The 23,439-nt window shown below is 55.7% G+C and carries 15 protein-coding genes; 9 read left to right on the top strand and 6 right to left on the bottom strand.

Annotation, left to right across the window (positions count from 1 at the left end):
* The first annotated feature begins 7 nt into the window (after positions 1-7).
* Together ABID47_RS25540 and ABID47_RS25535 are read left to right on the top strand one after the other, a co-directional pair.
* Positions 8-907 (top strand): carbohydrate ABC transporter permease, encoded by a 900-nt coding sequence (locus ABID47_RS25540; protein ID WP_354500972.1) that lies wholly within the window; start codon positions 8-10, stop codon positions 905-907.
* A 5-nt stretch (positions 908-912) separates the two neighbouring features.
* On the top strand, positions 913-1,752 hold the full coding sequence (locus tag ABID47_RS25535) for a carbohydrate ABC transporter permease (protein ID WP_435530665.1): 840 nt from the start codon (positions 913-915) through the stop codon (positions 1,750-1,752).
* 89 nt (positions 1,753-1,841) lie between these two features.
* Here the strand turns inward: ABID47_RS25535 and ABID47_RS25530 are convergent, their stop codons facing one another.
* Positions 1,842-2,276 (bottom strand): Rrf2 family transcriptional regulator, encoded by a 435-nt coding sequence (locus tag ABID47_RS25530; RefSeq protein WP_354500970.1) that lies wholly within the window; start codon positions 2,274-2,276, stop codon positions 1,842-1,844.
* A gap of 174 nt (positions 2,277-2,450) precedes the next feature.
* Between ABID47_RS25530 and ABID47_RS25525 the strand changes: the two genes are divergently transcribed.
* Positions 2,451-3,242, top strand: coding sequence for an alpha/beta fold hydrolase (locus ABID47_RS25525; protein ID WP_354500968.1), 792 nt, complete (start codon positions 2,451-2,453; stop codon positions 3,240-3,242).
* Between the two features lie 143 nt (positions 3,243-3,385).
* Here the strand turns inward: ABID47_RS25525 and ABID47_RS25520 are convergent, their stop codons facing one another.
* The 3 genes from ABID47_RS25520 to ABID47_RS25510 all read right to left on the bottom strand — a co-directional run bounded on the left by ABID47_RS25520 (position 3,386) and on the right by ABID47_RS25510 (position 5,326).
* Positions 3,386-3,763, bottom strand: coding sequence for a hypothetical protein (locus ABID47_RS25520; RefSeq protein ID WP_354500966.1), 378 nt, complete (start codon positions 3,761-3,763; stop codon positions 3,386-3,388).
* A gap of 198 nt (positions 3,764-3,961) precedes the next feature.
* A complete protein-coding gene (locus ABID47_RS25515; protein ID WP_354500964.1) occupies positions 3,962-4,597 on the bottom strand; it encodes a LysE family translocator in 636 nt (211 codons plus the stop codon).
* Positions 4,598-4,723: 126 nt separating this feature from the next.
* Positions 4,724-5,326, bottom strand: coding sequence for a thiamine pyrophosphate-dependent enzyme (locus ABID47_RS25510; protein WP_354500962.1), 603 nt, complete (start codon positions 5,324-5,326; stop codon positions 4,724-4,726).
* A gap of 279 nt (positions 5,327-5,605) precedes the next feature.
* Here ABID47_RS25510 and ABID47_RS25505 point away from each other — a divergent pair, with 279 nt between their 5' ends.
* Positions 5,606-6,052 carry a DUF6843 domain-containing protein gene (locus ABID47_RS25505; protein WP_354500960.1) on the top strand — a complete coding sequence of 149 codons (447 nt, stop codon included), beginning with the start codon at positions 5,606-5,608 and terminating at the stop codon, positions 6,050-6,052.
* Positions 6,053-6,264: 212 nt separating this feature from the next.
* Here the strand turns inward: ABID47_RS25505 and ABID47_RS25500 are convergent, their stop codons facing one another.
* Both ABID47_RS25500 and ABID47_RS25495 read right to left on the bottom strand, forming a co-directional pair.
* A complete protein-coding gene (locus ABID47_RS25500; protein ID WP_354500958.1) occupies positions 6,265-7,761 on the bottom strand; it encodes a DEAD/DEAH box helicase in 1,497 nt (498 codons plus the stop codon).
* Between the two features lie 370 nt (positions 7,762-8,131).
* Positions 8,132-14,308 (bottom strand): phosphodiester glycosidase family protein, encoded by a 6,177-nt coding sequence (locus tag ABID47_RS25495; RefSeq protein ID WP_354500956.1) that lies wholly within the window; start codon positions 14,306-14,308, stop codon positions 8,132-8,134.
* Positions 14,309-15,226: 918 nt separating this feature from the next.
* Between ABID47_RS25495 and ABID47_RS25490 the strand changes: the two genes are divergently transcribed.
* From ABID47_RS25490 to ABID47_RS25470, 5 genes are all read left to right on the top strand, one after another.
* Positions 15,227-16,126 carry a carbohydrate ABC transporter permease gene (locus ABID47_RS25490; protein ID WP_076173809.1) on the top strand — a complete coding sequence of 300 codons (900 nt, stop codon included), beginning with the start codon at positions 15,227-15,229 and terminating at the stop codon, positions 16,124-16,126.
* A gap of 15 nt (positions 16,127-16,141) precedes the next feature.
* Positions 16,142-17,017: a carbohydrate ABC transporter permease gene (locus tag ABID47_RS25485; RefSeq protein WP_354500954.1), complete on the top strand. Its 876-nt coding sequence runs from the start codon at positions 16,142-16,144 to the stop codon at positions 17,015-17,017.
* Positions 17,018-17,132: 115 nt separating this feature from the next.
* A complete protein-coding gene (locus tag ABID47_RS25480; protein WP_145164195.1) occupies positions 17,133-18,485 on the top strand; it encodes an ABC transporter substrate-binding protein in 1,353 nt (450 codons plus the stop codon).
* Positions 18,486-18,648: 163 nt separating this feature from the next.
* On the top strand, positions 18,649-21,906 hold the full coding sequence (locus ABID47_RS25475; RefSeq protein ID WP_354500952.1) for a carbohydrate-binding protein: 3,258 nt from the start codon (positions 18,649-18,651) through the stop codon (positions 21,904-21,906).
* A gap of 306 nt (positions 21,907-22,212) precedes the next feature.
* Complete coding sequence (locus ABID47_RS25470) at positions 22,213-23,370, top strand: epoxide hydrolase family protein (protein WP_354500950.1); 1,158 nt, start codon at positions 22,213-22,215, stop codon at positions 23,368-23,370.
* The last annotated feature ends 69 nt before the right edge of the window (positions 23,371-23,439 follow it).

Here is a 23,439-nt window from a genome sequence, read left to right as displayed (position 1 = left end):
GACGATAATGAAAAGGCTGCGGGATAACGAGCACCTCACCGGTTACGTGTTCACGTCTCCGTTCGTGCTGGGCTTTCTGATCTTTACGCTATATCCGGTGCTGTCTTCGCTGTATTATTCCTTCACCGACTACAACCTGATGGAGGCGCCGAACTGGCTCGGCCTGGACAACTACAAGCGGATGTTCATGGAAGACGACAAAATCGGCAAATCGTTTCAGGTCACCTTTACGTATGTGCTGGCCAGCGTGCCGCTCCGTCTGCTCTTCGCCCTGTTCGTCGCCATGATCCTGAACGTGGCCACGAAAGCCGTGGGCCTGTACCGCTCCGCCTTCTACCTGCCGTCCCTGATCGGCGGCAGCGTCGCGGTGTCGATCATGTGGCAGCAGATCTTCGGGGATCAGGGGCTGGTGAATTCCTTTCTGAACCTGATCGGCATCCACACCTCGACCTCGTGGATCGGCAATCCGAGCACCGCGGTGTGGACCTTGATCGCCCTGTCCACGTGGCAGTTCGGCTCGTCGATGATCATTTTCCTGGCGGGGCTGAAAAATATACCGAAAGACTACTATGAGGCAGCGGGCGTGGACGGCGCCAATGCCATCCGGCGGTTCTTCAACATCACGCTGCCGATGCTGAGCCCGATCATCCTGTTTAACCTGACGCTGCAGACGATCTCGGCATTTATGACGTTTACGCCGGCCTACATCATTTCCCGCGGGGAAGGCGGTCCGCTCGATCAGACGCTGCTCTATTCGCTGTACCTGTACCGCAAGGCGTTCTCGCACTTTGAGATGGGCTACGCTTCGGCACTCGCCTGGGTGATGCTGCTTATCGTCGGATTTCTGACCCTGCTCATCTTCAAATCCTCGACCCGCTGGGTTCACTACGAGACGAAGGGAGACTAACGGCCATGACTATGTCCACACCCAACCGCGTTTTGTACCATGTGCTGGTCGGCATCTTCGCCCTGTTCATGATCTATCCGATTCTATGGCTGGCGGCCAGCTCCCTGAAGCCGAACGACGAAATTTTCTCGACCGCCTACAGCCTCATTCCAAGCCGGCTGGAATTCGCCAACTACGTCTCGGGCTTCAAGGGATTCGGCGGGACGACGTTTGCGACCTTCTTCAAAAATTCGTTTATTATCGTCGTTCTGTCAACGGTCGGCGCCGTCGCCTCATCGGCTCTCGTAGCCTTCGGCCTGGCGCGGACGAAATTTATCGGCCAGAAGTTCTGGTTCGCCGCCATGATGGCCACGATGATGCTGCCGCAGGACGTCGTCATCGTGCCGCAGTACGTCATGTTCGCCAAGTTCGGCTGGCTCTCGTCCTTCAAACCGCTGATCGTCCCGCATTTCTTCGGCACGCCGTTTTTCATCTTTCTGATCATGCAGTTTATCCGCACCATTCCGGGCGAGCTGGACGAAGCGGCGAAAATCGACGGCTGCAGCAAATACGGCGTGTTCTACCGGGTGGTCCTGCCGCTCATCGGACCGGCCTTGATCACCAGCGCGATCTTCTCTTTTTACTGGAGATGGGACGATTTCATCAACCCGCTCATCTATTTAAACAGCCCGGATAAATTCCCGGTCTCCCTTGCGCTGAAGCTGTTCCTCGACGGCGAATCGCTGAACAACTGGGGCGGCATGTTCGCTATGGCCACACTATCGCTTCTGCCAGTCGTCATTGTGTTTTTCATTTTCCAAAAATACATTGTCGAGGGCATCAGCACCACCGGTTTGAAAGGATAACAATAGGGTTCTCCATAAGCATGCCGTCCACTGCTCAAAATAACGGAATGACCGGATTCCTTAAGTAAGGATATCCGGTCATTTTCATGTTAACCTTTAATTTCCACGATTCCACTCTTCACCATAGAATCAATCGTAATGCCTGACAATTCGTTCTCCATCGTCGATTGGACTTTCGAATAAACTCCGTCTAATAAGTACGGCATTTTACTTCCTACCGGACAAGTCGGGTTGGTATCCCGATGAATCATAAAAATCTCCTGGTTATCTTCCATCGTAGCTCGGTATACATCCAGCAGTGTGATTTGATCCGCCTTTTGGGCCAGGCTTATCGCGGCATTCGTTCCAAGAGTCGATGTAATAAGACCGCCTTTCGTAAGCTTTCTCATGATTCTTCTAATCACCGCCGGATTGGCGTTTACACTCATGGCAAGCAATTCGGACGTGGTCCGGCCTTTTTTATTAAATTCAAGAAAGCATAAAATATGAACCGCTACAGAGAACTGCTGGCTTCGATTTCCCATTTTTGCAAGGTCCTTCTTTCCGATTAAAGCTTATGTTTAGTGTATTGATTTTTGAAAAGCAAATCAAACTTATAATAATGAATTAAAGCATCAACTTGACTTCTTAAGGATGGATCGTTATTTTAGTATATGTAACAGTAACTGTTACTGATACTATTAATTGGAGTGGATCGTATGAATTATCATGTTAACGGCGTCGAACTTCATGTAGAGCAGCAGGGACAAGGAGATACGGCACTTGTGTTTTTGCACTTTTACGGCGGGTCCGCACGAACCTGGACGAAAATGGTTGATGTTCTCAAGGAGGATTACCTTTGTATAACTTATGACCACCGCGGATGGGGAGACTCAGATAAGTCAGCTTCATCTTATACCCTTCAGGATCTTGCCGATGACGCACATGCGCTTATTCAAGCGCTTGGCTTGAAGCGTTATGTGCTTGTCGGTCATTCCATGGGCGCTAAAACGGCACAATTGTTGGCTTCACGTCATCCGGCCGGTTTAGAAGCTTTGGTCTTAGTTGCACCATCTCCCCCGACACCTCAAGATATGCCGCAAGACATGAGAAATGCCATGGTTCATTTTTATGATTCGCGTGAAGGAGCAGAAATCGCTTTGGGCAATATCGCCCTGCTTCCTCTTGAAGAGCATATCCGCGAAATGGTGCTTGAGGATATGCAACGGAGCGCACCTTTAGCCCGTGCGGCATGGCCTGAAGCTGCAATGCTTGAGGATATATCCGCAGAAGTGAAAAATATCCATGTTCCCACCCTTGTGCTCGCCGGAGAATCTGACCCGGTAGACCGGTTGGAAACACTAAAAAGCGAGCTGCTGCCGCGCATACCACATGCAGAGCTGCACATCATTCCCCAGACCGGCCACCTTTCTCCATTAGAAGCACCCGGCGATATCTCAGAAGGAATCTCACACTTTTTGGCCAAGCAGAAATGGGGGAATGGCGAATGATAATGGAAAACGGCAGGTCAGCTGTAAGCTGAATCCCTGCCGTTTTTTTGCGCTTACACTCCTCTCCTTGTGACGGAAAAGCGGAGGTTGCGCATTTATCATGCTGTTGTATGGTATAAGGTGCCTCTGCCGAGGCCTGCCGTTTACTTTTTCTCGAACAGACCGAGACGGTTGTTGGGCCGGCCGTTCAACCGGATTCCATCGCCATTCTTGCTGTTCTTGCGCTTGGTACCGTTCAGGCGGTCTGTCAATTCGTTAAACCAGGCTTCGTCATAGGTGGCCAGTGCCATGTCAATCAGGCTTTCGACGTTGTTCTTATCTGCAAGCGGGTTGACCGGCAGCGATCTCAGCCAGGATTCACGTACACCGATCACGCGTCCAACCGCTTCCTCGTTGTCGGACTGAACGACGCGTACTCTCGCGATGCCTTTCTGAGCGTCCACCGTCTCAATGTATCCGTGAATAAACTCACCGTCTACCGTCTTCCCTTGGACCCAATCGCTAACTTCGAATCTCATCATTCCACCGCCCATCTTTAAGTATATACAAACTGTAACCAGAAAAATCACAAAATGAATATACTGTAATGATACTAAACACAGTTGGGAATGTCAAATCCGCCAACGACCATTTCGCAAACGACCGATTACATGGATGAGAAGCCACCTGCCGCCATATCCCCCATCTATAGTGTATGCAGTTAGCGGGCAATAGGTTCGTTACTGCCTTTGGAATGCGACCTTTAAACCTAGTCCGATATACAGCGCTCCTACAACTTTGCCGCTAAATCGGCCCAAACGACGGATCCATGCCGTCCGACGTACCATCCTTCCGAGAGCAGACACACTTAATACAATTATGGTTGTATACAGTGCACTTAAAACCACAAAAATGAGTCCGAGGATCAAAAACTGCCCTATCGTATTCCCATGCCCTGAGTTCACAAATTGCGGCAGGAACGCCAGGAAGAATAGTGCTGTTTTAGGGTTGAGAACTTCCGCCATTGTCGCTGAAGCATAGGATTTTAAAGCTCCTGCCGATTCGACTTTTGGCGTTTTCAGTTCCGGTTCCTTACTTAGCATTGCGCGGATTCCCAAATACAGCAAGTAAGCCGCTCCGGCAAATTTAACGAAGTTGAAAGCGAGCGATGAGGTCATCAATATGGCCGAAAGTCCCACCGCAGCAAACAACGTATGCAGGAAATCTCCTGTTGCAATGCCCAGCCCTGTCATAATGCCTCCTTTCCGCCCATTCTGAAGGGTACGGCTAACGGTAAGGAGAACCGCCGGCCCCGGAATCACAAACAACCCCAGCACAACGAGAACATACGTAATTAAAGTTGAGAGATCGAACATTTCGCATCCTCCCTTGAATCGATATCGTCACTTTATTTTACATATTATGGCACATGCATTCACGCCACGCCAGAGTTTCGGGAGGATAAAAATGGATTATCTTTGTGTGCATGAGCTCTCAGTTTTTTAATGAAGATCATCGCTGCGGCTCTGCAGCCATTGCTGGAATTCGGCGGGGGTACCCACATTATCATCCAATACGGCCGAATAAATATCGAAGCTTTTCACTTGATTCCCATATTCGGCCCGCTTTGCCCATTCGGTTTTGATGCTTAAAATAGCAGCGGTCTTGGCAGGAGTAAGGCGTGCAGGCATCGTTTGAATATGCAGCAAATCGGGCTGTTTGTCAGGCTCGTCTACAAACCAGATATCCAGCTCCCACCGGTGACCGTTTGCGGACCCGTAGGTCAATCCAAGAAAATAACCGTCTGGGTAAGCCGGATCAGTGTTCCATTGGCCCGTATCGTTAATAAATTTCATCTCCCGTACTCCCGGATTGGACATCAGCTGCAAAGCAATTCCAGAGACCACAGCCATATCCAGTTTGGAGCAGACCACCGTCACATCCAGGTCCCTCCAAGCCATTAAACCTAGCGCAGCGCTCCCTACGATTACGGGCTTACCGGCTGCTGCCAGCAATGGCATCAGGTTCAATTCTTCAGCAACCGAACCCGCTTCAACTTGCAGCTGCTTTTGGCGGGCAAGCAAATCCTCTTGGTTCATCATCATCCCTGCACCCTTTCTATATCCGCTAAACTTATCCTATTTCCTCCGGCTGCCAAGTTCGAAGCTTCCAGCAGTATCGTGTTCTTCGTCTTTGAGGAATGGATAGCCGGGCATTCTCCAAAATGTTCTCTTAGCATCATTATAATGTTTTTTGAGGAATTTTTAGAGGAAATCGATAGATGAACTGCATGATTTGGTAAGCACAAAATGTGGAGGATCATTATGGAAATCTGTTGTAATATAATGTAAGTACCTTAATGAACAATCAAAGGCGGTGAAGATTTGAAAGGTCTGATTAGAGCATATAAGGTATTCATTGCCGTGTTTGCCGTCATTGTGGTTGCTGCCGTTGTGATTGGGACAAGGGGTCTGAATGGGCAGGAAAATCATACTTATGTACTGCCGGCCGGGTACACAGGATGGGTAGCGGTCATTTACAATCAAAAGGGTTATCCCGAGCTCCCGAAAGAGGGAGACGCCATTGTAAACCACATTCCGAAAAACGGAGTTTTGAAGACGTCAAGCGCACCTACAGCCGGCGGGATGACATTTTTTTATGCAGATGATCAAGGTCAACGGACTGAAGTGGGGATGGGAATGATTCAAGGCCAGCACATGGGCACAGATACGATCCCGCGTCCGGACGGTACGAAAGAAGAAAAAACGATCAATGCGTTCTATGTCGGCACCGAGCAGCAGTATTACGCTCATTTACAGGAGCAGCCATGATAGAACAAACTTAAAGCCACAGTGCTGTTATCCTCCAATCATCCACCATGAAGAGCAGCTGCAGCGCCCCGTCCACTGAACCCCTCCCTCAGACTCCTTCTTTTATGGAAAATACAAATGACCCACAGGAGGGTCACGGGCAACGTGTCCTTCCTGTGGGTCACTGATCACAGATCATCTGCGGTCAAAGCGTAAAACGTCTAATCTCCATGTTAATGAGACGAACTTACCTTATTTCTAGGGTCCGCCCCGCTTGGTTTCGGTCTGCGGTTCGTGCGTCCGTTGGAATTTCCATTTCCATGGCCCTTGGACTTGTCGTTCGCATTTCCCTTCGAATGGCCTCCCGCATCACGCTTCAGGCTGCTGTTCGCGTTCCGATCAGGTTTGCGGGCACCGCTCACCGCCGCCTTTGGGGCACGATCCTGCTTCGGTTTGCCCCGCTGCTGCCCATCTTCCGTCCGCCCTTTACGAGCATCTCCAGCCTGCGGCTTGCGGGAATGGCCAGCTTGCGTCTTACCCGGCCGGTTTGCCGTGGAATTCCCCAATGGGCGATTTGCCGCTGCCGTTTGGGGCTCCATCGGATAGTCATGCCCCTTCACTTCGGGAATGGCCTTGCCGATCAGCTTCTCGATGTCCTTCAGGTACGGCAGCTCGTCTGCTTCACAGAAAGAGATTGCTGACCCGCTCATCCCCGCCCGGCCCGTGCGGCCGATACGGTGAACGTACGTCTCCGGGATATTCGGCAGATTAAAGTTAATGACATACGGAAGCTCGTCAATATCGATCCCCCTGGCAGCAATGTCGGTCGCCACCAAAATGCGCGTCGTCCCGTTTTTGAAATGGTTCAGAGCGTTCTGCCGGCTGTTTTGCGATTTGTCGCCATGTATCGCCTCCGCCGTAATATTCGCTTTCTTCAGCGCGCGAGCCACCCGGTCGGCTCCCCGTTTGGTGCGGGTAAACACCAGGGCCGACTCGATCGTCGGATCCTGCAGCAGCTGGTTGAGCATCTGCAGTTTGCTTCCTGCCGCCAGCAAATAAACCGACTGCTCGATCCGCTCGGCCGTTGAGGAGACCGGCGTCACTTCCACTTTTACCGGGTTGACGAGCAGCGTTTGGATCAAGCCGTTGATTTCCGGAGGCATCGTCGCCGAAAAGAACAGCGTCTGCTTCCGCTTCGGCATGACGGCGATGATCCGCTTCACATCATGGATAAAGCCCATGTCTAGCATCCGGTCGGCTTCATCCAGCACGAGCATTTGAATATGCTGCAAATCGATATGCTTCTGATGGATCAGGTCGATGAGCCGGCCTGGCGTGGCGATCACGATATCCGCGCCCTGCTGCAGTGCCCGTTCCTGCGGCTTTTGCGGAACGCCGCCGACAATGACCACCGCACGCAAATCGGTAAACTGGCTGTACGCCTTCACGTTATCCATAATCTGAATGGCCAGCTCTCTCGTCGGCGTCAAAATAAGCGCCCGGACTCTGCGGCCCGCCCCCGGTTTGCGGGGCTCCCGGCTCAACAACTGTATGATGGGCAGGGAAAATGCAGCGGTCTTGCCGGTTCCCGTCTGGGCGCAGCCCAAGAGATCCCGTCCGGCCAGCACAGCAGGAATGGATTGTGCCTGAATCGGCGTCGGCTCGGTATAGTTCTGTTTGGCCAGCGCTTTTAAAATATTCGGGTCAAGCTTCAAATCTTTAAAGTTCATATATGCTCCTTTTACTTTAAACCTGTATTCTTTAATCACGAAACCTGTGTACTTTTCATCCAAGTTACCACAAGCCGTTCTTTTATGTCGTAATACATAACGATACCACATCTGGACACCAAAAAAGAAGCAGAATCTTTCTCCGCTTCCTTAAAAAATGATGTATATGGACTAAATTGGCAATAAGCTTCACGGAACTGAGCACGGATCAAGGGAATGAACGCGCAATGAAAGTGTTCCGCCAGCATATCATACGGATGATGGCAAAAGAGACCGGAAGGGTCAGCTCACCAAGCTGTTCCCCGCCGGTCTTCTAGTTGTTGGATCTTCTAACTGGGTGGATCGTAAATTACCGGATCGTTACCTTCGTTTATTTCCCCGCCTGCCCCAGCTTGGCCAGGACGTTATACAGGATCTGGGCCGTTTCGGCCCGGGTGGCCTGGCCGTCCGGATGAAACCGGCTAGGCCCCTGCCCTTGAATCAGTCCGGCGGCGTACGCAGACCGGACGGCTTCCTGCGCCCAGGCCGGCGAACCGGCGACGTCCGTAAACGGCGCCGTTTCCCCGCCGGCTGCGGCAGTTCCGCCCGCGGCCCGGTAGGCGCGGACGATCATGGCCGCCGCTTCCTGGCGCTTGATCAAGGCGTCCGGCGCGAAGCTTGCGCCGCTGACGCCTTGGACGATGCCCGCCTTGGCGGCGGCAGAGACGGCTTCCGCGTACCATGCCGCGGAAGGCACATCGCTGAAGGGCGCGCTGCCGTCGCCCTTCAGGTGCAGCAGGCGGACCAGCATCGCCGCCATTTCGGCGCGGGTCACCGGCTGATCCGGTGCGAAGCTGCCGCCGCCGACGCCGTCAATGAGATGCTTCGCCGCCAGCTCCCGGATCACGCCGGAAGCCCAGTGCCCGCTCGTATCGGCGAAGCTTTTGGCGTATTCCAGAACGGCGTAAGCACCATCCAGCGAGCTCACTTCGGCAATCAGCTTGCCGCCTGCGGCCGTTCCGCCGATATACGTGAGCACGCCTTGGCTGTTCAGGCCATACAGCCCGGTCAGCTTGGCATCCAGCCCCGAAGCGACGGGGAGCTCCAGCGTTATCGGCTGCTGCAGCGCCGTGATCGGGTGAACCTGGCCATCCTTCGATATGAGGCTCAGGTTGAGGGTAAAGAGGCTGCTTCCTGCGCGGAGCACCGCGCCTTCCGCCTGCCCGGCCTTCGCCACCCGCTCTGCGGCCTCCGTCTCCGAGGCGCGGGATGCCGCCAGCCGAATCGTGCTGTCTTCGAGCTGATCGGCGGGCACCTGACCGCTGGCCGCCTGCAGGACGCCTGCGGGCAGCGTCAGCTTCAGGTCAGCCGCGTTCACCGTCAGCGGCTGTCCCTGGAGCAGCGAGGCGGCGCTGCCCGGCAGAATCAGCTCATTGAACGGCTGATCTGTGTCCAATTCGGCTCCGCCTTTCGCCAGAATCGCCGTCAGCTGCGCGGCGTTCAGCTTCCATTTGCCGCCTTGGCCCGGCTTCGGATCCGGCTGGGCGGGCGGAGTCACCGGCGGCTGCACCGGTATAGAAGAACCTCCTCCACTATTGCCTGAATTCCCACCGTTATTTCCTCCGCCGTTACCCGGGTCTTCTCCGCCAGGGTTGTCACCATCTCCCCCTCCCGGCTGCTCCGGCGCTTGAACGGTAAGTTCATACTCGGCCGACAACGATCCGTAAGCGGCCGATATCACCGTCTTCCCTTCGGCCAGCGCAGTCACTACGCCCTGTTCGCTCACCGAAGCGACGTCCTCATGGCTGCTGCTGAAGGTTACACCTTCCAGCACCTGGATGCGCGTGCCGTCTGCGTAGACCGCTTCCGTTACCGTCTGATCGGTCTCCCCTTCCTTCAGCACTTCTTTGCCCGTCAGCTCCAACGATTCCGGTTCGCCTTCCGGCGCCGGATTCACGGTGACGATCGTCTCCGCGAACAGATCCGGGTTCACCGTGCTTGCCGCCCGGATAACGGCCGTTCCCGTACCGGTCGCCGTCAACCGGCCTTCCGGCGATACCATCACCACTTCGCCGCCCTCCCCGGTCGGCTCGGCGCTGTAGACGGACCATGTGACGCCCGGGTCCGCTCCATCCGGCTTCACCTTGGCGGTCAGCTGCCGGGTTTCGCCGACGGCCAGCTTCACGTCCTGCTGCTCGATCTCGACCGATTCCGGAGCCGGAGCCTCCGTCTGCTTCGACAGCGTAAACTCGTCGACGGTTCGTCCGCCGACCGTCTTCGTCTTAAAGCGCAGGCTGTCGCCGTCCACCTCGACCGAAGCGTACATTTGCGTCGCTTCGTCGTCGGTAATCCGCTGCCAGTCCCGCTTGGTCAGCGAGTAGAACTTCGGTCCGGTTGAGCCTGCCACGACATAGGTCGTCCCCTGCCCGTCCGGGACGATCTCGTTGTTCATCATCGGGAAGGTCCGCAGGTAAATATGATCATGCCCGTTCAGGACAAGATCGACCCGATGCCGCTCGAGCACCGGCGCCCACAGCCGCCGGATGTCGGCCGTATCATAAATGCTGCCGTACGGGCCGCGGTGGAAGATCGCGATCTTCCATTTTTTATCCGTCCTGGACAGGTCCTGGTCGAGCCACTCCTTTTGCTCCTCGTACTGGTATTCGCTGTTCAGGACGACAAAATGAATATTTTTGTAATCAAAGGAAAAATTGCTTCCCGCCAGGCTTGGCACTCCGTTGCCCGGCTGGTTGAAATGGGCCAGGAAATCGTTGTTTTCCTTCGTTCCCATCACCTCATGGTTGCCGATCGCGCCGACCAGCGTCGTGTTCAAGAACGCCTCCTGCGCTTCGCTGAACCACCACTTCCATTCCTGCTCGTTGAAGCCTTTGTCGACCATGTCGCCGACATGGACCATAAACTCGGCGTCCGGCGAATCTTCCACCGCCTTCTTCAACGTGCTGCCCCACAGCTTAAACCCTGCCAAGTCTCCTGCCTGGGAGTCGGCGAAATACAGGAACTTGGTATGATCGCCGTCTGCCTCAGCGGTCCTGAACGTGCCCTGCGGGCTGTAATGGCCGCTTCCGTCACCGACGCGGTACACGTATTCGGTGCCCGGCTCCAGGCCGTTCACCGTCGCCTTGTGCACCCGGACCGCACCCAGATCGAGCGTCTGGTACAGATAGCTTGTTCCTTCCGTTTTCACCGCATTCGGCTGGTCAAACGCAGTAAAATCCGCCTTTTTCACCACTTCTACCACGGTCTGCTCCACAGCCGGGCTCGTATGCCAGATGAATCCGCGGGATGCGGCCGGATCCTCGCCCATGCTGACGTTGATGTTGTACGGCGTTTCGGTACCGGACAGCGGCGACACCTTAAACTCCGCCACCGGGCTGTACTGGTCTCCCTTCATCGCCTGCACCTGATACGTCTTCACCTCAGCCGTCAGCAGCTTGGTGCTCAGCTCGCCCTGTGCATCGGTCGTTCCGACCGGACTGCCGTCCGCGGTGATCTGCGCGCCTTCCACCGGCTCCCCCGACTCGTCTTTGACCGAAAAGACCGTTTCGTAGCCCTGGATGTTGCCGTTCTCGTTCCAAGACAGCGACAGGGCGCTCTTGATATCCGATTTCAGCGGCAGCCCGAAGAAGGGATACACCACGCTGCCTGTACCGGCAAAGGTAACGTTACCGGACTCGAACCGGATTTCGTTTGTTCCGGCGGCGTCCTTTTTCACGTCAAAGCTGATTTGTCCGATCAAATCGCTGTCGGTCAGACCCGCTTGGTCCAACCGGCTGAAGGTCAGCGCGGCCGTGCCGTCCTCGCCGATGACTGCGTTTGCCTGGGTCGCATCCAGCTTGCCGCCCCGAATAAATTTGAGATTCTCCACCTTGCTCAGGTCAAAAGCAAGCCGAAGCTGTCCTCCCTGCAAGCCGGAGGCCTTCACTCCTTTGATATCCACCGTGTAGGTACGCCCCCCGTACAATTCCTTCGGCGTGTCATACGTCAGCTTCGAGCCGCCCGTATCCACGTTGAAGGTCCACGCCTCGGTCGTCCGGTTGCCGGCCAGGTCCGTCACCGACACCTTGGCCTGATGCAGCCCGTCCGCCAGCGGCGTCGCCGGTGTGTAATAAATCCGGCCTTCCGGCGGATACAGCGTGTGCTGCACGCGCTGGCCGTCCAGGTCGAACCGGATCGAGTCCGGATCGATCAGTGTCGTGCCCGGATGCTGCGCCGGATCATATCCTGCGTCTTCACCGTACACCTTGATCACCGGCTGGTTGCTGCGGATCGTCTCTCCGTCCGCCGGCGAGAAGTCCTTCAGGACCGGCGGCTCCATGTCATCCTGATTCGGACCGTACAAGGCCCGGATCTGATCGACGTAGATCGCCCCGGCATCCTTCTTGGCCGATGAAGTTTCCATGTAGCGCACCGGCATGTCCATGATCAGCGGAAGCGTCCGGCCTTTGGGCACTTCCGCCTCCAGGTACTTCCACCCGGTCCAGTCGATGCCGATATTCTGGTCGGTCAAATCGAGCGGTATCGTTCCCTTGCTGTCGCGCAGCTGTGCACGCAGCCAGTGGGTTTTGCCGTCCCCGTACACCCACATGCTGATCTTCTCCGGATAACCCGGGATTTGAATGGCCTCCGCCTGCGTCTTGCTCTGCAGGTAGGCGCCCGAAGTTCCCGGCGTGCCGGTAAAATCATACTCCAGCTTCAGCGAACCGCTGCCGAAACGGACCAAATCTTCATTCGTCTCGATGCTCACCTTGGACGTTTTAAACTGCGCGCCGGCCGACGGCAGGTACTTGTCCAGGCCGTTTTCGAAATCCTCCAGCACCACCGGAGGCTGGCCGATGGTCACATCCATCTGAGCTTCCACCCCCTTGTAACTCACCACAATTTTACCGCTCAGCTCATTGCCTTCCGCCGCGGTAAAGACGCCGGCTTCGTCGATCGAGCCGATCGGCCCTTCGACTCGCCATGTCAGCAGCCGGTTGTCGGCCTGCACCACCTGGCCGTCGCGGAGCGCCGTCACCTTCAGCGTCTCCGACTGGCCTGGCGGGAAGCTGCGCAGCTGATCGCCAAATTTCAGCTCGGTCAGCGTATCGACTACCTCGACTTTGCCGGCTCCGCTTGCGCCGCCGGACGTGACGGCGATATCCGCCTGTCCGGGCGTGGAACCCGCCGTAAAGACGCCGCTGCCGTCGATCGTTCCGATCGCCGGGTTGACGCTCCACTCCGGCGTGCCGTCCATCGCGGCCGGATGCAGGTTGGCATCGACGACGGCCGCCTTAAAGGCCGCCGTCGAGCCGGCCAGCACCCTCGCCAGCTGCGGCTTCACGACCAGCTTGTCCACCGGCCCTTCCGCCGCCTTGTTCACAAGCAGCAGCCCGTTGGCGGTCTTGCGCTCCCCGCCGTCCGAGGGGGAGTTCAGCAGCGTACGGCTGGTGTCGCCCGGCATGCGGGCGATAAATGTCGAAGAGCCGCCGCCGTCCAGGTTGATGGCGTTCACGACGCCCATTTCCTCCATGATCTGCCCCAGCTCAGCCAGCGTCACGCCTTCGCTGAAGCCCGGCTGGCGCCCGTCGATTTCCAGCATGACGACGGAGCCGTCCGCTTTCGTACCGATCGCCGTGCGCGGATGGGCCGCCGGGTCGCTGTTCGGCTGTGCCGCCCCGTCCTTGACGAGCAGCGCGGAGCCGCCGATGGCCATCGTCACGCCGCTCCAGGCCGGCTCAAGGCTGAAGGAGACCGATGCCGTATCGCCTGCTTTGAGGCCGGCGAGCACCTCGCGCTGGCTGCCGGAAGCTGACAGGATGACCTGCCCCTGGGCCGTCTGCGTGCTGCCTTTGTCTTTATGGACATCGGCTACCTTCAGCTCCAGCGTCTCCCCGCTCTTGACCTCTCCCTTTACGACGTCTAGAACAACTTCGTCTCCTAAATCATTGGTCATGGTCGTGCCGTAGAAGTCGGGTGTGTACAAAACGAGATCGTTATTGCCCCGCGTCCGGTTGATGGACGTCAGCTCAGTCTTCTGTCCATCGATCTCCAGCGTCCGCGTAAGCTTCGGACTCGGTCCATATATCGTCGTGCCGTCCTCCTTGATGCCAAACGCGTACCAGTCATTGGGCGGACTCGTCAGTATTTTTCCGCTGCCCATGAAGTAACCGAGCGGGACGCCGGAAGACATATCATAAAAGTCCCCGTTGATCCCGGCGATCACCCGATTCCCTGCTCTGTCGATATCCGCAGCCATTTTGCTGACCGGCTGCATGCCGTATACTTTGCCGTCCGTCATGCCGGGCTCAAGTGCCAGCGCCGGATTGGACGGATCGAACTCCACCATGTGCAGCTTCTCCAGCCCGCGGTCCAGCTTCATATCCCTCCAGGTATAGACCGCGCCCGGTCCGATCTGGACCTGCCGCTCGTCGACGAAGCTTCCGGCAGCCGCGGCCTGTGCGCCGGCTTCCGCCGCCAGCACGGGCCGCCCGCCGGGCAGAGCCAGGGTCAGAACCAGCGTGCCGGCCAGCAGCGACGCCCATAGGCTCCTCGTCCGTTTTCTTATCATTCCATCCTTGCCTCCCATTCGATCTGACAGAATTCGGGTCCTTCATAGAACGCCTCGACAGCAAAGTATAACGGTAGCGTGTAAAGCCATCTCCCCTCTCTTCGTAAAATTTTGTCAGGTAAATGTAAAATAAAATTAAATATTCACTAACAATATAAAATTATATTTCACAGTTGGATAGGAGCTTTGTAACTAAGATCGGGACAAAACCAGAGGTTTGAAGCCCTGTTTTAGCAGCATATTTCGACAGTGAACTTGAATCCGGCAGGCACGGCGCACCGCGAACAAAAACGAAAGCCCTTACGCATAAGCGCAAGAGCAGCATTATCTTTTACATAGCATGATATATCATATCTTGTATACCGCAGTTTCCTCCTCACCGGACTTAGATTGAAAAAAAACAGATCCGGTATCCACGCTTGTTTGCTGCACGCAATAAAAGACATGAGCTCGCCCTTCTGCACAGATTTGTCGGCTATACCCCAGTTTTGTCGGTTATATCCCATTTCTGCACGATCGCGTTTCCGATTCACACGGCACTGCCATGACGAACGCCGAACCACTTTATTCAGCCTCCTCCCCATTCGCCTCATATGATAGGCGCATTCAATTTACAAATAATATAACAGCAGTTACAAAAAACTTAATTTAGTATATTGACACTATACTGTTATGTCATTATATTGAGAAATGTAAGCGGTTTATTTACGTGACTTTGCCTAAAGCAGCAGATGAAATTGAAGAAAGGAGAATAAACAGGGGGCCGGAGTGCAGCCAGAACGGACCGATCCACAGATCGCCTGCATTCCGAATGCAGTTGGTTACACCGTACTTTACTTTTACGCACGGGGGCGGGACATAACAGCGGGTACACGCACCGTTCCTGTCCGGATGCTGAATGAGGGAGGTATATGAAAAATGACGGTAAGCAAAAAGAAGCTTCGCGGCTGGGCCAAAGGCTATCTGTTTATTCTGCCTTCCATTATTGGCTTCAGCGTGTTTGTCGCCTATCCGCTGTTGTCGTCCATTTATTACGCCTTAACGGAATGGAGCGGCTACGATAAGCCCCGCTTTGTCGGCTTCGACAACTTTAAATACATGTTCACGGAGGACCCGGCCTTCTGGCCTTCGGTCCGGGCGACGCTGTATTTTGTCATCATGAGCGTTCCTTTATCGCTGATTCTGGGCCTTTTGCTGGCCATGCTGCTGAACAAAAGCCTGCCCGGCATCAAATGGTTCCGCACGATTTATTACCTGCCGACCGTCGTGCCGTCCATCGCGACACTCACGCTGTGGCTGTTTATCTATCAGCCCCAATACGGGCTCGCCAACTCGCTGCTCAGGCTGCTCGGACTGCCCGAAGGCACCTGGCTGACGAGCGAAACGACCGCCCTTCCCTCCATCGTGCTGATCGGCCTGTGGCAGGTCGGATCCGGCGTCATTATTTTCTTGAGCGGTCTGCAGTCCGTTCCCCAGGAGCTGTACGAAGCGGCCGAAGTCGACGGAGCTGTCCGCTGGCGGATGGCCCTGCACATTACGATTCCCATGATTACTCCTATCCTGTTCCTTCAGCTCATACTCGGCATCATCGGCGCCTTCCAGGCCTTCAACCAGGTACAGGTTCTGACCGGCGGCGGCCCGAACTTCTCCACATCCCTGCTCAACTTCAAAATTTACAACGACGCCTTTAACGGCCGCATGTTCGGCTATTCGATCGCGGAGGTCTGGGTGCTGTTCGTCATCATCATGATCTTCACCGCGCTGACTTACCGGTACTCGAACCGGTTCGTGTATTACGAAAGCGACAATTCGAAATAAGGAGGCTCCCTGCTGATGGTGATGCAAACGGAAGTACGGACAACAACACGCAAACCCAGACGGAAATTCAGCATCCTGGACACCATCCGGTTTATTATCCTGACCCTCGGTGCCATCGCCATGCTGTTTCCGCTGCTGTGGATGGTGACCATTGCCCTGAAGGGCAACAATGACGTGTTTAAAATCCCGCCCGAGTGGTTTCCCCGGGAGCTGCACTGGTCCAACTTCGTAACCGGAACGCGGGAGATCAACTTCTGGCAGACGTTCGGCAACTCGATGTTCATCGCGGTGCTGTGCACGATCGGCCAGGTCGCCAGCTCCGTGCTGGTCGGCTACGGGCTTGCCCGATTAAGCTTTCCCGGCCGGAAGCTGTGGTTCTCGCTGTTCGTAGGCAGCCTGATGCTGCCGGGCTTTGTCGGCATGATCCCGCTCTTTAACCTCTACACGAGCCTGGGCTGGTACGACTCCTGGCTGCCGATTATCGTGCCTGCTTTTTTCGGGAACGCCACATTTTCATTCCTGTACGTCCAGTATTTGAAGACAATCTCCGTTTCCTTTGACGAGGCGGCCAAAATCGACGGCGCTTCCGACTTCTACATTCTGATGAAGGTGCTCGTACCCATGACAACGCCGGTTATCATGACGATGGTCATCTTCTCCTTCCAGGGAGCATGGAACCAGTATCTCGAGCCGCTGATTTATATTATCGACCCGAGCAAATGGACGCTGTCCCTGGCGATGGCTTCCTACAAAGGTACTTATGCGACCGCCTGGAACCTGTTCATGGCCGCGGATCTCATCTACATTTTGCCGATGCTGCTCATCTTTTTCTTCGGCCAGAAGTTCTTCATGCAGGGGCTTGGCTCCGTCAATTCCGCTTCATTAAAATAAATCGGCCGCCCCGGGCGGTTAGGAGGTGGTGCCTGCCGGCGGTGGGATCAAGGAAATAATATATCAGGTACAGGTGTCAAATGTATTCGAAATGAGATATCAGGGAGGTCTTTCTATGACAAAGGGTGCAAAAAAGTGGTTTAGCGGCATGCTTACGTTACTCCTGTTCTCCAGCCTGCTCGCTGCGTGCGGCGGTGGCGGGTCATCCGATTCCGCCGGCTCGGCGGGCACGTCCGATTCGGGTGGTACGTCCGGTTCGGAATCATCCGGCAAAAAGGTCGAAGTAACGATGATCACCTGGGAATCGAAAGAAATGAACGATAAAATCATGGCGGCTATGAAGCAGTTTGAGCAGGAAAACCCCGACATTACGGTGAAACTCATCCCTACCCCACTCGACAATTACGGTGTCAAGGTCAACGGGATGCTGACCGCCAAGAAGGCCCCGGACATTTTTATGACAGGCAACGATATGCTGCTGGACAACGCATCCAAGGGACTGCTGTACGACTGGACGTCCCAGGCGGAGCAGGACAAGGAATTCATGGACGGCTTCTACAAAGGCGTCGTGGACAGCTGGCATTATGACGGCAAGCTCGTCGGTCTGCCCGGCCTGCTGAATACGTATGGCATTTTCTATAATAAAAAAGCGTTCCAGGACGCCGGCCTGACCGAGCCGAAAATCGGCTGGACTTATAACGATCTGTTCACAGCTATGGAGAAGCTGTCCAGCAAGCAGGGCGGAGTACAGCAGTTCGGCTACTACGCTCCGCTTGATCCGTTCTATCTGTCGCTCTATTCGGTCTCCTCGGGCGCCGCTCCGTTTGCCGACTCTATCCTCAATCCGACCAAAGTGGAGATCAGCGACAAGTTCGTGGAAGGCGTGGAGAAATATAAAACCGCTATTGCAAACGGTTACATGAATCCGCCGACCTTTGATTTGACCAACGTCATGAGCTCCTTTAAGCAGGGCAAGGTGCCGATGACGCTTCAAGGCCAGTGGGTTGCGGACGATTTGATCCGTACGGCGCCGAAGGATCTGCAGTGGGGCTTCGTGCCGATGCCGGTCGTGAACACCCAATCCGAGATTTACGACGCGGTGGGCTGGTGCAGCCCGACAACGGTCAAAAATCCGGAAGCCGTCTGGAAAGTGCTGAAATTCCTAGATTCCAAAATGTACGAAGAAGTGCTTCCGCAAACGCCGGTCGCTCCGGCAGCGTACCAGGCATCCTCTTCCGCTTACTTTGAAGCGCTGAAGACGGCGGGCCATGCCGATGTCGGCGAAGGCATCGACCACATTTTGAAATCGCCTGATACGCAGCCGGTCCGCTTCCTCTCGTCCTGGGCAGGCAAAGCGAATCCGTTCATCGAAGCTTCCTGGAAGAATGTCCTGATGGGCAAAGCGCCGATCAGCGAGCTGAACACGATGGCGGATAAGATCAACAAGGTCATTTCGGAAGCCAAGTAACAAGTCGCGGGATTAACGGTCCCCTCTGCCCTTCAGGCGTGTATACTCCTGCAAAACTCCTGCCTTTTATGAATCCGAACGCCGGATGCCCGGATGCAGGCGGGGACCGTTCATATAATCCATCGTTGAGCGTTCCACAACCACCATAAAGGAGGAGACTTTAATGACTAAGAGCAAACGCCACATGACCCGGCTGTTGAGTGTGCCGCTGGCGGCAGCCCTCACCCTCGGCTCCGTCACCGTCTGGGGGCCGGGCACAACCTATGCGTTCAGCGCCGAGGACGGCGACACGGCCATCGAAGCGTTTAACGCCAAGTTCTGGGATCCGGCGGCCAATATGTTCTGGAGCAGCACCGATCACAAGGATCACCAGGGATTCTGGGTGGAAGCCGAACTGTGGGAATTGGTGATGGACTCGTATCTCCATACGTCGGATCCCGAGCTGAAGGCGCAGCTGCGCAAGCAGATCGACGACGTGTATACCGGCACGGTAGCCAAATACGGCAGCAACTGGACGAACAACCCCTTCAATGACGACATTATGTGGTGGGCGATGGGCAGTGCGCGGGCGTACCAAATTACCGGTGACCAGAAGTATTTGGACGCGGCAAAGTACCATTTTGACTGGGTATTCAATACGCAGTGGGACGAAGACTTCGCCGGCGGCGGCATCTGGTGGCTGAACAGCGAGCATAACACCAAAAATGCCTGCATCAACTTCCCGGCGGCTGAGGCGGCGGTCTATCTGTACAACGTCACCAAGGATCAGCATTACCTGGACGCCGCGAAGCAAATTTTCAAATGGGGCAAAACGATGCTGACCGACGGCAACGGTAGAGTGTTCGACCGGATCGAAACGGAAAAAGGGCCGATCCCGGACGCGACGCACTACAACCAGGGTACATACATCGGGGCGGCGGTAGGCTTGTACCGCATTACCGGAGACACCTCCTATCTGGACGAAGCGGTCAAGGCGGCGGCTTTTACCAAAGACCATTTGGTCGATAACGGGGGCGTGCTGAACTTCGAAGGACCGAACGGTGACCTGAAGGGCGGCAAAACGATCCTGCTCCGCAACCTGTCCTTCCTGCAGAAGGCGCTGGACGAGCGGACCGAAAGCAAATACAAAGACTTCGGCGCGCAGTTTGACGCCTGGGTCTCCTTCAATGCCGAGCTCGCCTGGACGCACCGGAATTCCGACAATATCGTCGACGGCAACTGGGCGGGACAGCTGCTCTCCGGCACGTACGAATCCTGGTCATCCGCCGCAGCCGTAGAAGCGCTGAATGTGCTGAAGCCTCAGGATGCCGAGATTCATTATCCGGAAAAGGACCCGTACGGCAAAATCGAAGCCGAGCGTTACAACATCGGTCAAGGCTTCATCCTGGAGGGTGCGCTGGAAGGAACGCTGCAGCTGGGCGGCATCGAGGCGGGTGACTTTGCGGCCTATAAAAACGTCAACTTCGGCACATCCGGCGCCAAAGGCTTGATCGCGAGAGCGGCCAGCGGAACCGGCGGCGGGAACATCGAAGTCCACCTGGATTCGCTTGACGGACCGAAAGTCGGAACGCTAAATGTCGAAGGCACTGGCGGATGGAACAATTACATCGATGCCGTCACCGTGCTCAAGGATGACCAGGGCAATCCGGTTACCATTACCGGCACGCATGACGTCTATCTCGTTTTCACCAAAACGAAAGACCAATACCTGTTCAACCTGAACTGGTTTAAATTCACCACCGGCGACCCGACCCGCACCGACGCTTACGCTAAGCTGAAAGGCGTTAACTATGACAGCAGCGAGGGCCTGAGTAAAGCGCAGGGCGGTTTTCTCGACGCGATCCACAACAACGCCTATGCCTCTTATAAAGGCATCGACTTCGGCTCCGGCGCCGCCGGCATAACGACCCATGTCGCCAGCGGCAATCAGGGCGGATCGATCGAGGTGAAGCTGGATTCCCTGAACGGCCCTACCGCAGGCATCGTGGAGATTCCGGCCCTCGGCGGCTGGGATACATGGGTGGACATCATGGCGAACCTTGATGATAAACTCGCGGTTGGTGTGCATGACGTGTACCTCATTTTCCACGGAAAAGACGGCAGCGACTTCCCATGCAATCTTGATTGGTTTACCTTTACGACGATGAAAGGCACGGCGAGAGACGCTTATGCCAAGCTGGAAGCTGAAAACCGGACGAACGGCGTCGGCTTCGGCACGGAAAGCGGCGGCGGCCAGACCTACCTGGCCGGCATTTTCGGCCCGAACAACGGGTACGCCATGTACAACTACGTTGACTTTGGCAGCACAAGCCCGACGAAGTTCCACGTCAACGCGGCCAGCGATACGAGCGGCGGCACGGTCGAGGTGCGCATCGACAGCCTGAACGGTCCGGTCATCGCCAGCAACAATGTCACCGGAACGGGCGGCTGGCAGAACTTCAAAGTGTTCTCGACCGATGTGACGACACCGGTGACCGGTAAACATATCGTGTTCCTGCTCTTTAAAGGTTCGGACTATCTGTACAATCTTGACAAATTCACCTTTGGCGATCCGTCCGTCTTTACGAAACCGAACCCGCCGACGGAACCGGTGGAAGATCACGTGCCGCCGGGCGACGTGGAGAACGTGCTCGTCAGCCGCGGTGACGGCCAGCTGACCCTGACCTGGGACGGCCCGTACGATTTGGACGCGGACAAAGTACGGGTCACTGTGACGAGCGGCGGCCAGCAAGTGGGTGACGTGCTGGAAGTGAAGCGCGGCATTCAAAAAGCCGTCATCCCGGGCATCAACGACGGCAAGGACTACAGCATCCTGCTCCAGGCCGTGGACAAATCGGGCAACGTGTCCAAGGGCGTCACGGTGGACAGCAAGGTTGAGCCCGCCTTCGCCCTGACAGTGAACGGTAATGCCGTGAAGGACGGCGATACGCTGGACGACAGCGCGGTGCTGTCCTTCCAGGCCGGCGGCGGCCTGGCCGCAGGCGGATCGGCCGTGCTGACGCTGGCCGGCAAGGAATACAAGGTCGATGCCCAGCAGGCTGGCGTTGACGTGGCCCTGGCCGGCCAGCTGGGCGACCAGACGGTCACCATCGACGTGTACGGCGGCCCGGGCGAGCCGACTCGGACGGTGCTGCAGCTGCATGTAACGACCGGCCCGGGCTCCATCCAGCAGCTGATCGACCGCTACAGCGCCGCCGGCGACCTGGGCGGCGGGCTCGTGCCGCAGCTGACCAATGCGCTGAAGCAGGCGCAGCATCAATGGGATGGCGGCAAGCCGGACCAGGCCGTGAAGCACCTGCAGGACTTCCTGAAGCATCTGGACAACAAGGGGCAGAGCGGGAATATCAAGGATGACGCCAAAGCTGTGCTGACCGCGGATGTGAACGCGGTGATCGCGCAGTGGCAGGGCGCGGAAAAGTGATTTGCGCGTAGGTTTGGCGTGGTAGTAAACGAGGGGCTGCCCTTTCACGGAATTATCCGTGAGGGGGCTGCCCCTATGTGATTTTGGCGGAGAACGAAGTGGAAATAGCTGCAATCATGTAGCTATTTTTGCGGGAGCCCCAGAGGTAACCACTTCGAAATTACGCAATGTCCGTGCCAGTATTTTTGTGCAGTGTTTTTGTGATCCAGCCCGCTTTATTTTTGTTGACAAATCAACAATAAAGATGTTATATTCCTGTGTACAACGTTGATTTATCAACCATATGAAGGGAAGGAGCATATTTTTATGAATAGGATGGACAGCACCAAAATACTGCCGTTTCGCATCGAAATTGCGCAAAGTGCACTCGACGACCTGCAGGACCGTCTCGCCCGTATCCGTTGGCCTGACGAGCTGCCGGATGCCGGTTGGGATTACGGCGTGCCGCTCGGCTATCTCAAGGAACTGGCGGAGTACTGGCTCAATTCATACGATTGGCGCAAGCACGAAAAGCGGTTAAACGGGTTGTCACAGTTTACTACGACCATCGACGGGGCCAACGTTCATTTCCTGCATATCCGTTCCCCGGAGAAAGATGCGCTGCCGCTGATCCTTACTCACGGTTGGCCGGGCTCGATCGTCGAATTCCTCGATCTCATCGGACCTCTCTCTGATCCGCGGTCTCACGGCGGTGATCCGGCTGACGCTTTCCACCTGGTCATTCCCTCGATCCCAGGCTTCGGGTTCTCGGGCCCTACCCTGGATAGGGGATGGAATATGCGCCGGGTTGCCCGGGCTTGGGCGGAGCTGATGAGTCGCCTCGGGTACGGCTGTTATGGGGCCCAAGGCGGCGATTGGGGCGCAGGCATTTCCCGGTTGTTGGCCGAATATGACAGTGAGCATGTGTGCGGCGTCCATGTGAATTATTTGCATACCGTTCCAGCGGAGGACTTCGATCCGAGTGAACTGTCTAAAGAAGACCGTGAAAGGCTCGAACGCGCACAGAGTTACCGGTCCGCACCGGCAGGATATGCGAGGCTCCAATCCACCAGGCCCCAAACTTTGTCCTATGCGCTCACGGACTCGCCGGTTGGGCAGCTGGCATGGATCGCTGAGAAGTTTTACGAATGGACCGATCCTGCCTGCAGGGTGGACGCCGACCGGCTGCTAACGAATGTGATGCTCTATTGGCTTACGGGAACCGCCGGATCATCAGCCCGATTGTATTACGAAAGTTCGAAATCGAAGGGGCCCCTTCGGTGTCCCGTACCATTGGGCGTGTCCGTGCTGCCTTACGACTTGGCATTACCGGTATATTCTCTTGCGCAGCGCCAACATCCCATCATCCATTGGACCGAGTTTGAACACGGCGGACATTTCGCCGCCATGGAGGTTCCGGATCTGCTCGTTGAGGATATACGAACCTTTTTTAGAAGATTCCGCACAGAACTTCAACCGTCTTAACCCAGCCGGTGGCTTTACACTGTAACGAACCATGCCCTTAGGCCGTCCTTGAAGTTTGGACTTTAACGA

Source organism: Paenibacillus favisporus (genome assembly GCF_040545415.1).
GTDB classification, from domain to species: Bacteria; Bacillota; Bacilli; order Paenibacillales; family Paenibacillaceae; genus Paenibacillus_AQ; species Paenibacillus_AQ favisporus.
Note: the sequence above shows the minus strand (reverse complement) of the source record. Positions and strands in the feature narration are given on the sequence as shown.

Coding starts and splice junctions, on each gene's coding strand:
- ABID47_RS25470 (WP_354500950.1), top strand. CDS start 22,213: ATGAATAGGATGGACAGCACCAAAATACTGCCGTTTCGCATCGAAATT.
- ABID47_RS25485 (WP_354500954.1), top strand. CDS start 16,142: ATGGTGATGCAAACGGAAGTACGGACAACAACACGCAAACCCAGACGG.
- ABID47_RS25510 (WP_354500962.1), bottom strand. CDS start 5,326: ATGATGATGAACCAAGAGGATTTGCTTGCCCGCCAAAAGCAGCTGCAA.
- ABID47_RS25515 (WP_354500964.1), bottom strand. CDS start 4,597: ATGTTCGATCTCTCAACTTTAATTACGTATGTTCTCGTTGTGCTGGGG.
- ABID47_RS25520 (WP_354500966.1), bottom strand. CDS start 3,763: ATGATGAGATTCGAAGTTAGCGATTGGGTCCAAGGGAAGACGGTAGAC.
- ABID47_RS25495 (WP_354500956.1), bottom strand. CDS start 14,308: ATGATAAGAAAACGGACGAGGAGCCTATGGGCGTCGCTGCTGGCCGGC.
- ABID47_RS25530 (WP_354500970.1), bottom strand. CDS start 2,276: ATGGGAAATCGAAGCCAGCAGTTCTCTGTAGCGGTTCATATTTTATGC.
- ABID47_RS25500 (WP_354500958.1), bottom strand. CDS start 7,761: ATGAACTTTAAAGATTTGAAGCTTGACCCGAATATTTTAAAAGCGCTG.
- ABID47_RS25490 (WP_076173809.1), top strand. CDS start 15,227: ATGACGGTAAGCAAAAAGAAGCTTCGCGGCTGGGCCAAAGGCTATCTG.
- ABID47_RS25525 (WP_354500968.1), top strand. CDS start 2,451: ATGAATTATCATGTTAACGGCGTCGAACTTCATGTAGAGCAGCAGGGA.
- ABID47_RS25535 (WP_435530665.1), top strand. CDS start 913: ATGACTATGTCCACACCCAACCGCGTTTTGTACCATGTGCTGGTCGGC.
- ABID47_RS25480 (WP_145164195.1), top strand. CDS start 17,133: ATGACAAAGGGTGCAAAAAAGTGGTTTAGCGGCATGCTTACGTTACTC.
- ABID47_RS25475 (WP_354500952.1), top strand. CDS start 18,649: ATGACTAAGAGCAAACGCCACATGACCCGGCTGTTGAGTGTGCCGCTG.
- ABID47_RS25540 (WP_354500972.1), top strand. CDS start 8: ATGAAAAGGCTGCGGGATAACGAGCACCTCACCGGTTACGTGTTCACG.